This window comes from Nitrosomonas sp. Is35 (genome assembly GCF_033063295.1).
Lineage (GTDB): Bacteria > Pseudomonadota > Gammaproteobacteria > Burkholderiales > Nitrosomonadaceae > Nitrosomonas.
Genome location: NZ_JAWJZH010000001.1, coordinates 89079 through 102346, shown reverse-complemented (window position 1 = coordinate 102346; position 13268 = coordinate 89079). Strand labels below are relative to the sequence as shown.

Sequence of the window (13268 nt, the reverse complement as noted above, 5' to 3'; positions counted from 1 at the left end):
CAGCTCATCGTTGGTTTTCTATTTACCCTTTTTTAATAAACCGCCGACGTTGCCAAACAGCTCGCTAAAAGTCTTCTCGCCGATAGCGCCGTATGCCAGCAGCGCCGCCAGCATCATCACGACAAAGAAGCTGAATTCGAGCAAGCCGAATTTATCGTTGAGCATCAGATAAAAGCCCAACCCTGACAGCAGCGTTACAAACCCGATAATGACAGGACCGGTTTTCCAGCCGCCGGATCCGGCACGGGATTCGGGCATCCGCGCGGGGAGATCGGGATATTCAGCACCGGCGTGTTTCTGCATCACCGCCAAAGCCGACAATGCTTTTGCCGTGGCCCAGGAAAATAACCGCGGCCCGTAAAAAGCGCCGGTGCTTTCATCGATCTTGTCTTTGAGGCTATGCATGGCTTCTTGCGCCAATGCGCTCTTTTTGTCGTCGATGCTTTCCGATCCCAGCAACAGCTTCATCAATAAGGTATCGGCCATCACCATGAATCCATAGCCGCCGGTTTGACCATCCGTAACCTGGTTTTGGTCAATCCCCACCCATTCTTCCCGCAAGCGGATGGCTTTATCGGGATTGCGCAGCAACCATTCGACCGCTTGTTTTTCCTGCTCCGGATACCGGCTCAAGTTATTGGCGCGGGCAATTTGCAATACCAGCGCGGCATGGATGGTATGAATGCCTTGCAACGGCCCCGTCGCGCCGAAGGAGCCGCGCACTTCATCCCCGCCGTCGTGGTAGTAAGCCTCCACCAGATGTTGCAGACTCTCCTGAATCTGTGTCTGATACGCTCCGGGGTAAGCATCGTAGGCATCGAGCAGGGCGTTCAGCGCAAAACACGTGGGCATCAGCGCATCGGGTTTACCCCGGGCATAACTCCAGCCTTTGGTGTTTTCATTTCTGCGGCCAAGCAGCCAAACCAATGCCATGCGTACCGGGTGCTCGTCGATTCCCTTGCCCGCCTTGATCAGCGCCTGAATCGCATAGGCCGTGCGCACCAAATCCGGAATATCGATGGTTTTACCGTCATCCGTGGTTAATTCCCGTGGCCATGAACCGGCATCCGGGCCATCCAATGTCTGATGCTTCAGCAAGAAATCGGCCGCGCCGCGGATCGAGCCAGTACCGGCATGGCAGACACCGCTGTCGATCAGCGCGATCATCGCCTCGGCGGTATTCAGCACATTGACATGACCGCCGCGCCGTTCGCCCCATCCTCTGGATTCTTTATCCTGTTGCTGTTCCAGCCACCGGCCCGCATGATTGATAATTTCAGTGATCCGAGTCATGGAATTCCCCTTTCAATTTCTTAACCCCCGGTATATCCGGGCGCACGCATGAAGTTATTGCCGGAATGATGCCAACCCATCAATTTGCAGTATGGCAGGATGTGCGGATGCTGGGAAGTAGATCACGCGAGCGATAATTTTTACAGAAAATGCTATGAAATGACAAAATAACGGTTTGCGCACGCTCACTGAATCTTCTGGACTCACGGTGGAATATGAAAAAAACCGGTTGGACACTCATCATCGCCATGCTGGCGCTGGCTGCATACCTCAGCTTATGGCCAGTACCGGTAGAACCGGTGAGCTGGCAAGCGCCTGTTGCGCCGGGTTATACCGGAGTACATACGGTAAACAACAAGCTTGCTGGTATCCAATTAATCGATCTGGGCAATGAAACCGGGCCGGAGCATGCCGCGCTGTCGCGTGACGGCAAACTCTACGCCGCGATGGCCAGCGGCAACATTCTGCGCATGAATTCCGATGGCACCGCGCAGGAAATATTCGTCAATACCGGCGGACGCGTGCTCGGCTTCGATTTCGATGCCGCCGGTAACCTGATCGCAGCCGATGCGATCAAAGGTTTGCTATCCATCGGGCCGGATCGTGCCATCACAGCTCTGGCTGATCAAGTAAGCGGTGATCCAATCCGCTATGCCAACGCCGTGACGGTCGCGGCTGACGGCAAAATCTACCTCAGCGATGCCTCAACACGCTTTGCACCCAAAGACTGGGGCGGCACCTTCACCGCCAGCATTCTCGACATCATGGAGCAATCGTCCACCGGACGCATTCTGGAATACGATCCCGCCAACAAAACGGCGCGCATCGTCGCAAAAGGATTCAGTTTCGCCAACGGCATCGCGCTGTCCAAGGACGGACGCTCTTTATTCGTCTGCGAGACCGGCAAGTTCCGGGTGTGGAAGATCAGCGTATCCGCCAATGATCTCGACGTTACGCAAAGTTCGCCGCTGGCCAGTGTATTACTCGACAATCTGCCCGGTTACCCCGACAACCTGATGCGCGGCCTTGACGACAAGCTCTGGCTCGGCTTCGCCAAACCGCGCAACCCGGTCATCGACGCCATGAGCGATAAGCCGTTGCTGCGCAAAATCACGCTGCGTTTGCCGCGCGGGCTATGGCCGGTACCCAAGGCTTATGGTCACGTGATCGCATTTACCGAAGAGGGAAAAGTAGTCGCCGATCTGCAAGACCCGGCGGGCGCTTATCCCGAAACCACCGCAGTCACCGAAACGCACGACCGGCTGTACATCCAAAGCCTGCATGCAAAAGGGCTAGGCTGGCTGGCGCGCGAAGAATAGAAGAAACTTAAAATCAGCGCGCTAAAACATAGCGACGGTACTCGCAGTTACCGATGTGGATGTCGCGCAACTGCGCATCCGCAATGCCGCCTTCAAAATAGGCGGCAAATACCCGCAACGTTTCTTCGTGCGCAACGACCAGCAATGACTCATCCGGCTGCACTTTTAACCAATCGATAAAGCGCAGCACGCGCTGCTTGTGATCCAGCAGCGACTCGCCGCCGTTCACGCGCGCGCCGAGCGGATCGTGACTAATCGCGGCAAAATAATCCGGCACCGGTTGGCTCTCGAACCCCGAACGGATATCCGCAAGATCCGCGTGCACTTCAATTAGCACGGCATGATAGCGATTGACGATTTCCGCCGTCTGGCGCGTACGCGGCAAGGGTGAAACGAGGATGCGCTCAAACACCGCATCGCGCAGCTCATGCCCCACCGACTGCGCTTGCGCGATACCGGTTTCCGTTAAATACACATTCCTGCCGGGATCGTCGTTACACAAACCCAAGTCATTGTAATTTGTGCGCCCGTGGCGCATGCAGTAAAAATTCATACAGCGTCTACAAAAAATTTATATCATTGATGACACTCACATAAAACATTTTATCTCTATCCTAATAGAGAGTAGTATGGAATATGCAGTTAAATGATTTTTCACAACAAAGGAGTAAGATGATGGGCTCAATCAATCAAGTTAAGCAATATTTCCATTCTTCTTTAGTTGCACTATCTCTCGGCGCTATCGCGCTATCCCCAGTGTCAGCAGCGGCAGAAACTTTTGGTAGCACCACGGACACATTGCTTCGGGGTAGTGTCGGCGGCAGTTTTCCAGGGGAATTTTATGGCGGCTCTCTGTCAGGCGGCTTTCCAGTTGTTTTGACAGAAGCAGAAGCGCGCAGCTCGGTATTGGGAGCACCCGACGATCGGTTTTTATCGCTGCCGGGCGAGCCTGGTGTTTCGGGTACAGCTTTCACCGGCGCTTATATTGAAGTAGGCTTCGGCGCTAATTTTAGCGCCAACAACATACTTAAAATCTGGGAAACTGGAGATAACGCCGAAAGTGCACAGCTATTTCTCTGGACTGACAATGGCGGCAATATACAACCGACTGTTACCACCAATGCATCCGGCGTAATCACGCTGGATCTATCCGGTTATGCGGGTATCCTGGCCGGACTGGGAGCTACGGCATTTACCAAAGTTGGCATCGGCGGCCTTGACGTATTGGGCGCCAGCCAAGGATTCGACCTCGATGCGATTTCCATTTCACCGATACCGGAACCTTCCACCTACGCGCTCTTGCTGGCTGGTATGGCAGTACTCGGCTGGAATGTTCGTCGTAATAAATTAAGTTAATTTGGCAATAATCCCGCAGCCAAGCTGCGGGATTATTGCCAAAGACTACACTCAGCTCCTGAATTCTCAGATCATCTTTCACAATATTTTTCCGATTTGCTTGAAACAAGCTACCAGCAACTCATTGTTATTAATATTATCAGCCGTCATCTGTATTTTGGCGGTGATGTAGAAACTGCCGGATGCGAATCAAAATATCCATGGACCGGCACTGCACGTATCGCGGTAGCTCGCTGCCATTTCTTGCAATTATCTTTTGTTGTAAATGGCTACCCCCACCCGGTCGATATGCGCGACCAGATCAGTGTTCTCCAGTTGGTAATACTGCGACAAATCGACGGTATACGGCAGCATCAAATCGTCGATCTGGTCTTCGATCTGCATGAACTCGGCGAACGGAATTTCATCGCCTTTGATGGTCAAGTCGATATCGGAACCGGCGCGGAAATTTCCCTTGGCGCGCGAACCGTAGATCAACACCGAATCGATGGCGCCGTGCTGCGCAAACACAGTGTTGAGTTTTTCCAATGTCGCAGGCGATAAGCCGAATGGCCATTCACCAGTCATGGCCGGTATTTTTCCATTTCCGTTTTCAGCGCAACGAACAGCGGATAGTAATCGCGGATGATGACCTGTACCAACTGTTCGGCGGTACGCTCATCGTAAGTATGCGATGAGATATTTCGGCTCTGAATCATCGCCATCCACTGCTCGCCGTCGCCAATCAGCTCAACCTTGAACGCTTCCCGCGTGGCATCCTTTGAACCTTTGATGTTTTGATTACCCTGATCCTGCAAAAAATCCTTCAACATATTCCAGGCCAATTCATGTGTGAACTCGAATGCCTGAATCACTCCCTGCTTTTCCAACGAAGTAAGTGCACGCTGCGAACTGAGTTCGACCGCGCCTTGCAGTTGCAGCAAGGCTTTTTGGTAACTGGCAAAGCGTTGTTGCCAGCGGATATCGGAGGAGGTCATTTTGCTTTTATGCACGAATTAAGAAAAACTACAGCCGTCATTATCATGGTATGACCCTCACTCCATGTTTGATATTGATGAGTCATAATCAAGCTTATCAAATAATCTCAAAATTCAAGCTCAAGGCCTAAAAGGGATAGTAGATGCTCTTATCTTATCCACAAGCAAGTCATGACTAGTTAAGCGAAACATACGACGGAATGAATGTACCGATAATTCAGATGATATAGATGGCCCCAGTAGGATACGATCCGTTAAATCTGCGATATTAAAATCTGGTAGTAAATCAGAAGCTTTACTAAATTCAGAAAGCCTTAACTTTAATTTGGGATGCACACCCTGAGAAGTGATCGAATAACTTAAAAATGGAGAAAAAATAAATTCTGGATCATTTTCTTTTACATATACGAGCCTCCACTCTCGTTCTTCTGAAAAACCCCTATGCTTCGTAAACAACGAGAACGCTAAAAGTCTCTCAAACCAGATTTGAGCCACAGACTCAAAGACCTTTTCGGATTTTGGGAGCTTAATTATTAAATCAGCCAAGGCATTCATTTTCTTTTCTATCCAAGAAATTCTATCGCTTTGAGTAGCATAATGAACTTTGCCAATTGAAAGTGGAATATCTTCAACTACATTAATTTTCGAAGTATCAATCACCAGAGCAGCACCGCTTCCAATTTCTCCGTACCCACGCCACATTGAGAGAAGTCCGTCTGCATCAGTGGAATCATGCTCAGAAAAACACAGGATGTAGGTATCGATAGCATGATCATTGGCAAATCTATGAAATATTTTATCGAAAGCTTGTATAAGAGAACTGAATATCGCAGGTGATCCACAAGCATTCGCAATTAATCGACTTGCTCGAAAGCTATCAGCTCCTGTATTCATACCAAATCGGAGTTCTTCCCAATCATTCATAAACAGAGGATTAGAAAGCCAAAGTTCATTATTGCTAATGATCTTTTCAATCGTCGATATTGAAGTATAGTGAGCAAGAAGTGGTCTTTGATGTGGATAATCCTTGGAATCGTCATAATCATTCCATAGAGTTTCTCTTATTAAATCGTCATACTCCAAAAATCACCTCGCGATATTCACTGAGAACTATTGTAGTCTGCCAATTAAATCACTATCGATACTATGACAATGACTTACCATCACCCCGCCTTCCCATCAACCCTTGCACGCCAATAAATCGGTGCAAACTTAATCGCCCAAAGACCGAAGCAAGTCAGCCAAACAAGCGCCGCCAGCACGTAGAACATCGGTGCAATCGCCGGGATGAGGTCGGCTAGAATGCGGATCACGGCGGTTGCCTGAAAGCCCAGGAACAGCAGCCAGGTAAAGCGGTCGAGTTCCAGTGGCCGTCCGGAGTGGCCGAGGGTGACGCGCGAGGCCATCGCGAGGATCATGCCGGAGAAGAAACCGATGCCGATGGCGTGCAGCGGAGCAAGGCCCAAAATCAGGTTGCCGGAGGCGAAATACACCAGGCTTTGCACAGCGTACAGCAGCATCGCCACACCGAACCAGGCGAACGAGATGTGCAATACCGCCAGCAGGCTCACTTTAAAGCTGCGCTGCAATCCCCAGCGGTACGACAAATACAGCGCGCACCCAGCCAGCGGGAAGTCGGCGAGCCACAGATAAGCTGTTAACTCAAAGCATTGCAGCAAACCGTGCGCGGCAATGCAGCCGAGCATCAGCCACAGCATCCAGAACGGCCGCACCATTTCATAATTATCCAATACGCGGCTGGAGAAAAACGGGATCATGCGATGCGAAACGGTCAGTACGATTGGCAGCAGAAAAAACCAGATCCCGGCAACGCGCGCGCAATCGAGCGCCAGCGCCGCGCCGGTCACCAGCCAGACCAAATACGCCGCCACGCCGAACCAGCCCATCAGCAGCGCAACGCTGGTGACCCGGGCATGGCGCTTGTCTTGCGCCGGTGTCGTGAGCAGGATGCGAAACAGTACGTAAACGGCGATGCTCCATCCGGCCAGCATCAGTTCCACACCGGTAATGCTGACCACTTTGTGCGTCAGCAAGCCAGCATAAAACAGCGCCACGCCCGCCGCCATCAAAGCGCAGGTAGCGACATATTCTTGCGGTTTTACTTTTTCACCGTTCATCCAGTTGGGATACGTGGTGAACAGGAAGCCGAAAATAAAAAACGGGAAAAAACCATAAATCATCAGGAATGCGTGCGCCCAGGTCGGGACGATGCTCCAAGCGGTCATCGATCCGGCGATGCCGTAACGTCCGGTCAGGTCGAATATCCACCATAATACCGTCAGCACGCCTTGCAGCGCGCCTGCCAAAAAGAGGCTGCGATGCGGTGCAGCGGCAAGATGATCGCGAACAGTTTGTAGCATAGTCATTGGGAGTCCTTGCAAAATGGTTTTTCTATCATGGATCTAACTATCTCTTTCATTATCCAATACAATTATTTCTCTTCAATCGGGTTATTTGCTATCATGCGTGTCCTGCATTGCGCAACGAATTTACATGCTCAATATTGATTTGCATTGTCACTCCACCATTTCCGATGGTGTGTTATCACCCGCTCAACTGGTTGAGCGCGCCGCCTTGCGTGGCGTCGAAACGCTGGCGTTGACCGATCACGACGATATCGCCGGACTCGCGGAAGCGCGTCAGACCGCCGAAACGAAAAGTATCACATTTATAAACGGCGTGGAAATATCCGTCAGCTGGCGCGGCCGCACTTTGCATATCGTCGGGCTGGATATTGATCCGGGTTATGCACCACTGGTTGAAGGTTTGACCGCTGTTCGCGCCGGACGCACCCAACGCGCCGAGAATATTGCCGCGGAGCTGGCAAAAACCGGTATCCACGGCAGCCTGGAAGGCGCTTATGCCTATGTCGGCGTGCGCCGTTTGATTGGACGCACGCACTTTGCGCGTTTTCTGGTTGAGCAAGGCTATGCCAAGGATGTTAAATCGGTATTCAAGAAATATCTGGTTAAAGGCAAACCTGGGTATGCACCGCACGAATGGGCCACGCTCAGCGATGCGGTCAGCTGGATTTGCGGCAGCGGCGGCCACGCCGTGATTGCACATCCGGGCCGCTACGATCTGGGCAAAAATGTGCTCAGCGATTTGCTCGACGAATTTTGCGCGCTCGGCGGATCAGGCCTCGAAGTCGTCACATCCAGTCACACCTTGGAGCAAGCACAGCGGTTTGCCCAGCACGCCAAGGACAGAAATCTGCTGGCATCGTGCGGTTCGGACTTTCACGGGCCGGGGGAAAGCCATTTCGATCTCGGGCAGTTACCTGAATTCCCATCCGGTTGCACTCCGGTCTGGCAGCATTGGAAAAATACGGCCGCAGCCGAGCTTGCGTATTGATGTTTTGATGTGAAATTCAAATAATCCCGATACCGTTTCACTGTGGCCCAATTTTTCTCCATTCACACCGATACCCCGCATTTGCGCTTGATCAAGCAAGCGGTTGCCATCGTGCGCAGCGGCGGAATCATCGTGTATCCGACTGATTCTTGCTACGCCTTGGGTTGCCACCTCGGCGATAAAGAAGCGATGACGCGCATTCGCGCCATCCGGGAAGTGGATGAGCGGCATCATTTCACATTGGTATGCCGCAACCTGGCGGAAATCGCCACCTACGCCAAAGTCGACAACAGCCAATACCGCCTGCTCAAAGCCACAACGCCTGGCAGCTACACGTTTATTTTGCAAGCAACGCGCGAAGTACCTCGCCGCATGCAACACCCGAAACGCAACACCATCGGCCTGCGTATTCCCGATCATCCGGTGGTGCTGGCGCTGCTGGAAGAACTCGGCGAGCCGTTGCTCAGTTCCACCTTGATATTGCCGGGAGACGAGTTGCCGCTGAACGATGCGGAAGAAATCCGCGAACGCCTGGAGCATCAGGTTGAACTGGTGATGGACGCCGGTTCCTGCGGCATCGACATGACCACCGTGATTGATCTGACGACCGCGGTGCCGGAATTGATCCGGCCCGGTAAAGGCAGCCTCGAGCCGTTTGGAATCGAGCATGGATGAGATTATTCAAGGCATTGCCATTTATGCCTTGCCGGTCATTCTGGCCATCACCATGCATGAAGCGGCACACGGCTATATCGCCAAAAAATTCGGCGATCTCACGGCTTTTAACGCCGGTCGCATCAGCCTTAACCCAGCGCGGCACATCGATCCTATCGGCACGATCATAGTACCGCTGTCGTTATTTGTTCTCAGCAAGCTGACTGTCGGCGCGGGATTTTTATTTGGCTGGGCCAAGCCGGTACCGGTTAATTTCGCCAATTTGCGCCACCCGAAGCACGATATGCTGTGGGTCGCCGCCGCCGGGCCCGGCGCCAATCTGTTGATGGCGTTTTTCTGGGCGCTGATGATCAAACTGGCGCTTGCCATGCCCGAGAGCAGCTTTGCCAAACCGTTGGCTTTGATGGGTATCGCGGGAATCGAAATCAACATCGTCCTGATGGTGCTTAATCTGCTGCCGTTGCCACCTTTGGATGGCGGCCGCATGGCCATGAGTCTGCTGCCGTACCGACTGGCTTACCAATTTTCCCGGATTGAGCCTTACGGCTTTATGATATTGCTGGTATTGTTATTCAGCGGTATTTTGAGTACCGTGATCGGACCGGTTATTCTCTGGGTTAAAATCATCATCGTATCCATTTTTGGGTTATATATTTAACAACGTTTTACATTTAGGATTTCAACATGTTTGCTGATCGCGTTTTATCAGGTATGCGCCCTACCGGCAGCCTGCATTTAGGACATTATCACGGCGTATTAAAAAATTGGGTGAAGTTGCAGCAGCAATACGAGTGCCTGTTTTTTGTCGCCGATTGGCATGCCTTGACAACGCATTACGACACGCCGGAAATCATTGAGCAGAATGTCTGGGACATGGTAATCGACTGGCTGGCTGCCGGTGTGGATCCGTCGCAGGCGATTTTATTCATTCAATCCAAAGTCCCTGCACATGCCGAGCTGTATTTGTTGCTGTCGATGATGACACCGCTTGGCTGGCTGGAACGCGTGCCTACCTACAAAGATCAGCAAGAGAAATTATCCGAGAAGGATCTCAGCACCTACGGTTTTCTCGGTTATCCGCTGCTGCAAAGCGCCGATATTCTGATTTACCGCGCCAACCGGGTTCCGGTCGGCGAAGACCAAGCGCCGCACTTGGAATTTACGCGCGAAATCTCCCGCCGCTTCAACCATATTTATGGCAAGGAGCCGGGGTTCGAAGAAAAAGCGGAAGCTGCGATCAAAAAACTGGGCTCCAAAAAATCCAAACTGTATACCGAGCTGCGCAATTTGTATCAAGAGCAAGGCGATGAGCATGCACTGGAAGAAGCCCGTTCGTTGCTGAATGAACAACAGAATTTAAGCCTGGGCGACCGCGAACGCTTATTCGGTTACCTGGAAGGCGGCGGCAAAATGATTTTGACCGAGCCGGAAACATTGCTGACCGAAGCCTCCAGAATGCCGGGGTTGGACGGTCAAAAAATGTCCAAGTCGTATAACAACACCATTAGTCTGCGCGAAGACCCGGAAAGCATTCGCAAAAAAGTCCGCACCATGCCGACCGATCCGGCGCGCGTGCGGCGCAGCGATCCGGGCGATCCCGCCAAATGCCCGGTATGGCAATTCCACCTGGTGTATTCCGATGACAAAACCCGCGAATGGGTGCAGCGAGGATGCAAGAACGCCGAAATCGGCTGCCTGGATTGTAAAACCCCGGTGATTGACAAAATTCTCGCGGAACAAGCTCCGATGTACGAGCGCATCAAAAAATACGAAGAAGATCCGACACTGGTGCGTAACATCATCGCGGACGGCTGCGAAAAAGCCAACAAGCTGGCGGAAGAGACCATGCGCGACATCCGCGAAGCGATGGGGCTCAGTTATTCCTGATATGTTTTCCACTGATTGAAACGGTGAATCTGGTTATTGATGTTGCAGAACCCCAGCCGGTCGCTAGAATCTGCGGCGAACCGCTGCTGGAAATCCCGCAGGATTTGTATATTCCGCCGGATGCACTGGAAGTTTTTCTGGATACCTTCCAAGGCCCGCTGGACTTACTGCTGTATCTGATCCGCAAGCACAATCTGAATATTCTCGATATTCCGATGGCCGAACTCACGCAGCAATACATGACTTACGTCGAAATGATGCGCGTGGATCAACTGGAGCTGGCGGCCGAATATCTGCTGATGACCGCGCTGCTGATCGAAATTAAATCGCGCATGCTGCTGCCCAATCCCAAGACGGCTGTGGAAGAAGAACACGATCCGCGCGCCGAGCTGGTACGGCGTTTGCTGGAGTACGAGCAAATGAAAACAGCCGCGCTGCGCTTGAATCAATTACCGCAAGCCGAGCGCGATTTCAGCATCATTCAAGTGTGGATAGAACAAAAACGGACCGAGCAATTACCCCATATCAATATGGACGATTTACGTAACGCCTGGGCGGCTATTTTGACGCGCGCCAAAGTCAACCGCCACCATCACATCAAACGCGAAACCCTATCCGTGCGTGCTTATATGAGCCAGGTGCTACGCGATCTGCGCGGGTTTGAGCAGCAAGTTGAATTTTATGACTTGTTCAGCCCCCTGGCCACCGTCGCTGAAGTCGTCGTCACTTTCCTGGCCATTCTGGAACTGGCCAAGGAGTTGCTGTTGGAAATTTCTCAATCTCCCGATAGCGGAATGATTTATGTCCGTTCGATCAATGCCGCCTGAGTATAGTCAGCCTGAAGTACAGGATTCGCTCAGCCCTGCAAAAACCAGGCAAATTCTGGAAGTAGCCTTGCTTACAACGCAAGAGCCTTTACCGGTCAGCGAATTACGGAAATTATTCAATAACGAGTTAAGTGCTGCGGTCTTGGCGAATTTATTGGAGGAAATCCGCGAACAATGGCGCGATAGCGGCATAGAACTGGTCACTGTGGCCAGCGGCTGGCGCTTTCAGACCAAAGCGGAGATGCAGCCGTATTTGGAACGCTTGACGCCGCAAAAAGCACCGCGTTATTCCCGTGCGATTCTGGAAACACTCGCGATCATCGCTTACCGCCAGCCGGTGACGCGTGGCGATATCGAAGAAATACGGGGTGTCGGTGTTTCCAGCGCGATACTCAAAACACTCGTGGCACGCGGCTGGATTGAAGCGGTTGGACACCGCAATGTGCCGGGAAAACCGGAACTATTTGCCACTACAGCGCATTTTCTCGACGACTTGAATCTGCGCTCGATTGAAGAACTGCCTCCGCTGGAAGAAATGAAATCCTTGCTTGAATCCGGCAGCGAAAATGAGCATCTACCGTTGGAACAACCGGAAGCATCCGGTCATTGAGATTTTGCCGCGCGCTGCACTTCGATCAGCGCCGGTGTGAGATGCGGCGCGATCACTTGCAGCAAGTGCCCGAATATCTTGGGATTTCCGGCAATTATCTGACCGCTTTCCAATTGTGTTTCATTGCCTTCCAGATCACCGACCAACCCGCCCGCTTCAGTAATCAACAAACATCCGGCCGCCATGTCCCATGGCGCCAAACCGATTTCCCAGAAACCATCGTAGCGGCCGCACGCGACATACGCCAAATCCAATGCGGCAGAACCGGGACGGCGGATTCCCGCAATGCGCGGCACAAGATCTTTCAACATGGCAAAATACGCATCGATATGCGTCAAATCACGAAACGGCAAGCCCGTGCCGATCAGGCAATCATCCAGCTTGGTGCGTTTAGCGACGCGAATGCGGCGATCGTTCAGAAAGGCGCCGCATCCCCGGCTAGCGGTAAATAATTCATTATTCGTCGGATCGTAAACCACGGCATGACTCAATGCACCTTTATGCTTGAGTGCGATGGAAACCGAGTACTTCGGAAAACCGTGCAAGAAATTGGTCGTGCCATCCAGAGGATCGATAATCCACTGATATTCTGAATTCTTCTGATCGCCCCGGTGCCCGCTTTCTTCCGCCAGAATCGCATGATCGGGATAAGCGGTTTGCAGCACCTTGATAATAGCTTCCTCAGCCGCGCCATCGACCTCGCTGACATAATCGCTGTGCGATTTTTTCGATACATTGAGTAGATCCAGATTTTGAGATGCCTGATTGATAATACTACCGGCACGGCGCGCGGCTTTCACCGCGATGGTCAGCATGGGATGCATAGTGTTGATTCAGCTTTTACAAAAAGCGCGATTTTATTATGAATCGAACTTACTTGCTTGATTTTATAGTGCCGCGGATTGCCTAATAAAACAAATTGAATTCATTTCAGAATGACAAACCAGGA

General features: G+C 51.9%; 15 protein-coding genes. 8 read left to right on the top strand and 7 right to left on the bottom strand.

Going from position 1 to position 13268, the window contains the following annotated elements:
* Nucleotides 1-18: 18 nt before the first annotated feature.
* Nucleotides 19-1293: a prenyltransferase/squalene oxidase repeat-containing protein gene (locus R2083_RS00485; protein WP_317537150.1), complete on the bottom strand. Its 1275-nt coding sequence runs from the start codon at nt 1291-1293 to the stop codon at nt 19-21.
* A gap of 215 nt (nt 1294-1508) precedes the next feature.
* Between R2083_RS00485 and R2083_RS00480 the strand changes: the two genes are divergently transcribed.
* Entirely contained in the window at nt 1509-2612 is a 1104-nt protein-coding gene (locus R2083_RS00480; RefSeq protein WP_317537149.1) for an SMP-30/gluconolactonase/LRE family protein, read from the top strand.
* A gap of 13 nt (nt 2613-2625) precedes the next feature.
* On the opposite strand, the gene R2083_RS00475 is transcribed toward R2083_RS00480, so the two are convergent.
* Nucleotides 2626-3150 (bottom strand): histidine phosphatase family protein, encoded by a 525-nt coding sequence (locus tag R2083_RS00475; RefSeq protein WP_317537148.1) that lies wholly within the window; start codon nt 3148-3150, stop codon nt 2626-2628.
* 134 nt (nt 3151-3284) lie between these two features.
* Here R2083_RS00475 and R2083_RS00470 point away from each other — a divergent pair, with 134 nt between their 5' ends.
* The gene (locus R2083_RS00470) at nt 3285-3968 is read left to right on the top strand and encodes a PEP-CTERM sorting domain-containing protein (RefSeq protein WP_317537147.1); all 684 of its coding nucleotides are present in this window, start codon (nt 3285-3287) and stop codon (nt 3966-3968) included.
* Between the two features lie 249 nt (nt 3969-4217).
* Here R2083_RS00470 and R2083_RS00465 read toward each other — a convergent pair whose 3' ends face one another.
* The 4 genes from R2083_RS00465 to R2083_RS00450 all read right to left on the bottom strand — a co-directional run bounded on the left by R2083_RS00465 (nt 4218) and on the right by R2083_RS00450 (nt 7326).
* Nucleotides 4218-4535 carry a nucleotidyltransferase domain-containing protein gene (locus R2083_RS00465; protein ID WP_317537146.1) on the bottom strand — a complete coding sequence of 106 codons (318 nt, stop codon included), beginning with the start codon at nt 4533-4535 and terminating at the stop codon, nt 4218-4220.
* Complete coding sequence (locus tag R2083_RS00460; RefSeq protein ID WP_317537145.1) at nt 4532-4945, bottom strand: nucleotidyltransferase substrate binding protein; 414 nt, start codon at nt 4943-4945, stop codon at nt 4532-4534. Before R2083_RS00460 ends, R2083_RS00465 begins: the two co-directional genes overlap by 4 nt.
* 120 nt (nt 4946-5065) lie before the next feature.
* Complete coding sequence (locus tag R2083_RS00455; protein WP_317537144.1) at nt 5066-6028, bottom strand: DUF2971 domain-containing protein; 963 nt, start codon at nt 6026-6028, stop codon at nt 5066-5068.
* A gap of 80 nt (nt 6029-6108) precedes the next feature.
* Nucleotides 6109-7326, bottom strand: a complete 1218-nt coding sequence (locus R2083_RS00450; RefSeq protein ID WP_317537143.1) for an NnrS family protein — start codon at nt 7324-7326, stop codon at nt 6109-6111.
* Nucleotides 7327-7459: 133 nt separating this feature from the next.
* On the opposite strand from R2083_RS00450, the gene R2083_RS00445 reads away from it, so the two are divergent.
* The 6 genes from R2083_RS00445 to scpB are packed head-to-tail and all read left to right on the top strand — an operon-like array spanning nt 7460 to nt 12319.
* Nucleotides 7460-8320, top strand: coding sequence for a 3',5'-nucleoside bisphosphate phosphatase (locus R2083_RS00445; protein ID WP_317537142.1), 861 nt, complete (start codon nt 7460-7462; stop codon nt 8318-8320).
* 42 nt (nt 8321-8362) lie between these two features.
* Nucleotides 8363-8995 (top strand): L-threonylcarbamoyladenylate synthase, encoded by a 633-nt coding sequence (locus tag R2083_RS00440; RefSeq protein WP_317529625.1) that lies wholly within the window; start codon nt 8363-8365, stop codon nt 8993-8995.
* The gene (locus tag R2083_RS00435) at nt 8988-9653 is read left to right on the top strand and encodes a site-2 protease family protein (RefSeq protein ID WP_317537141.1); all 666 of its coding nucleotides are present in this window, start codon (nt 8988-8990) and stop codon (nt 9651-9653) included. Before R2083_RS00440 ends, R2083_RS00435 begins: the two co-directional genes overlap by 8 nt.
* A 26-nt stretch (nt 9654-9679) precedes the next feature.
* On the top strand, nt 9680-10882 hold the full coding sequence (locus R2083_RS00430) for a tryptophan--tRNA ligase (RefSeq protein WP_132425011.1): 1203 nt from the start codon (nt 9680-9682) through the stop codon (nt 10880-10882).
* 23 nt (nt 10883-10905) lie between these two features.
* On the top strand, nt 10906-11709 hold the full coding sequence (locus R2083_RS00425) for a segregation and condensation protein A (protein ID WP_317529622.1): 804 nt from the start codon (nt 10906-10908) through the stop codon (nt 11707-11709).
* A complete protein-coding gene (scpB, locus tag R2083_RS00420; protein ID WP_317537140.1) occupies nt 11684-12319 on the top strand; it encodes an SMC-Scp complex subunit ScpB in 636 nt (211 codons plus the stop codon). Before R2083_RS00425 ends, scpB begins: the two co-directional genes overlap by 26 nt.
* Here the strand turns inward: scpB and R2083_RS00415 are convergent.
* Entirely contained in the window at nt 12313-13143 is an 831-nt protein-coding gene (locus R2083_RS00415) for an inositol monophosphatase family protein (protein ID WP_090315146.1), read from the bottom strand. The genes scpB and R2083_RS00415 overlap by 7 nt on opposite strands.
* Nucleotides 13144-13268: the final 125 nt, after the last annotated feature.

What these genes read in the sequence shown, in the direction of transcription:
- R2083_RS00485 (WP_317537150.1), bottom strand. Translation starts at nt 1,293, where the DNA reads ATGACTCGGATCACTGAAATTATCAATCATGCGGGCCGGTGGCTGGAA.
- R2083_RS00480 (WP_317537149.1), top strand. Translation starts at nt 1,509, where the DNA reads ATGAAAAAAACCGGTTGGACACTCATCATCGCCATGCTGGCGCTGGCT.
- R2083_RS00475 (WP_317537148.1), bottom strand. Translation starts at nt 3,150, where the DNA reads ATGCGCCACGGGCGCACAAATTACAATGACTTGGGTTTGTGTAACGAC.
- R2083_RS00470 (WP_317537147.1), top strand. Translation starts at nt 3,285, where the DNA reads ATGATGGGCTCAATCAATCAAGTTAAGCAATATTTCCATTCTTCTTTA.
- R2083_RS00465 (WP_317537146.1), bottom strand. Translation starts at nt 4,535, where the DNA reads ATGACTGGTGAATGGCCATTCGGCTTATCGCCTGCGACATTGGAAAAA.
- R2083_RS00460 (WP_317537145.1), bottom strand. Translation starts at nt 4,945, where the DNA reads ATGACCTCCTCCGATATCCGCTGGCAACAACGCTTTGCCAGTTACCAA.
- R2083_RS00450 (WP_317537143.1), bottom strand. Translation starts at nt 7,326, where the DNA reads ATGCTACAAACTGTTCGCGATCATCTTGCCGCTGCACCGCATCGCAGC.
- R2083_RS00445 (WP_317537142.1), top strand. Translation starts at nt 7,460, where the DNA reads ATGCTCAATATTGATTTGCATTGTCACTCCACCATTTCCGATGGTGTG.
- R2083_RS00435 (WP_317537141.1), top strand. Translation starts at nt 8,988, where the DNA reads ATGGATGAGATTATTCAAGGCATTGCCATTTATGCCTTGCCGGTCATT.
- R2083_RS00430 (WP_132425011.1), top strand. Translation starts at nt 9,680, where the DNA reads ATGTTTGCTGATCGCGTTTTATCAGGTATGCGCCCTACCGGCAGCCTG.
- scpB (WP_317537140.1), top strand. Translation starts at nt 11,684, where the DNA reads ATGTCCGTTCGATCAATGCCGCCTGAGTATAGTCAGCCTGAAGTACAG.
- R2083_RS00415 (WP_090315146.1), bottom strand. Translation starts at nt 13,143, where the DNA reads ATGCATCCCATGCTGACCATCGCGGTGAAAGCCGCGCGCCGTGCCGGT.